At 54.2% G+C, this 1,123-nt stretch carries 1 protein-coding gene; it reads right to left on the reverse strand.

The window, feature by feature from the left end:
* Positions 1-245: 245 nt before the first annotated feature.
* A partial coding sequence (locus CHL76_RS16640) for a transposase (protein ID WP_143747486.1) occupies positions 246-1,123 on the reverse strand: 878 nt, incomplete at its 5' end.

Consider the following 1,123-nt stretch of genomic DNA (forward strand, 5'->3'; position numbering starts at 1 on the left):
GATGCAGGAGGAATATGATACGGTAGACATGAGGCAGAATCCTTTCTCGATGGTGTTTTCGTCGATGTCATCGTACCGTATCAACGGGGATTCTGTCTCTTTTTTATTTTTAATGGAAATAATTGTTAGCAAACCTGCAACATAAGAGCAGAAGCTCTAATGTTGCAGTTTTGAAAACAAATGTTGGTCATGGATTTAAATATTGGAAATCATCGACAATATCATCCAACCGATGGCTTTGCGGGTCAGGCCACACGGTAAGCGTCATACACACTTTCCAGGGTGGCGCCCGCACGGGCGCGCTGATAAATATCCGCAATCTCTCGCCGTCGGTGATCCTGGTGACTGGCATGAAAGGCTTCACTGATGGTGCCCGCAAATGCCCACGCAAGCAGCAGCCAGGCGGTTTGGAGGAGAAGCAGGTAGCGTCGGATGGCCGGGGCGCTCCGCAACCGGTATCCGCCCATCGACAGCTTGCCCTTGGCTTCCTGGAAAAAGGTTTCAATCGCCCACCGGTGCTGATACCAGGATAAGACGTCCGCCGCGGTCCTCGAGGGGTCGGTGGAAAAGAAAAACCGGTACGCTTCGTGGGAAGCAGAAGCCCGGGAACCAACGACTACGCCCGAGAGGCCACCTTTCAACCGACCCTGAAACCGGACCATTTCATACGTGGTGCTCCGGACGGTCACAAGGTCCAGATCTTCCACCTGCCGGGCCCGTTGGGCCCAGTCTCTGGCTGGTAACGGCATGGGGGCCGTGTCGAGCACGCGGTTGCTTTTGATGGCACCGATAAAATGCCAGCCCCGGTCCCGGACAGTACGGATCAGTTTTTCCGATGCGTACCAGCTGTCAGCCAGGACATACACGGGACGATCGCCCACGTCGATAATACGAAGCTGCTGAAGGGCCAGATCGATTTTACTGGGTCCGTGTTCTTTCTCATACCGTTCGATATGATAAGGATACAGGCGCTTGTTCGTGCCTGCCATGATGGTGAGCCATTGATGCCCGTAAACGGTCGTCCCGGTCTGATGATCAAAATGGTATCCGCCGTCGTCCATCGGGTGGTGCGCCTGTGACGAAGGTTTCGATTTGGGAACGACGGTATCATCGATGGCGATCA

Origin of the sequence: Marinococcus halophilus, assembly GCF_002265875.1 — a bacterium.
In the GTDB taxonomy this organism is placed as follows: Bacteria; Bacillota; Bacilli; order Bacillales; family Marinococcaceae; genus Marinococcus; species Marinococcus halophilus.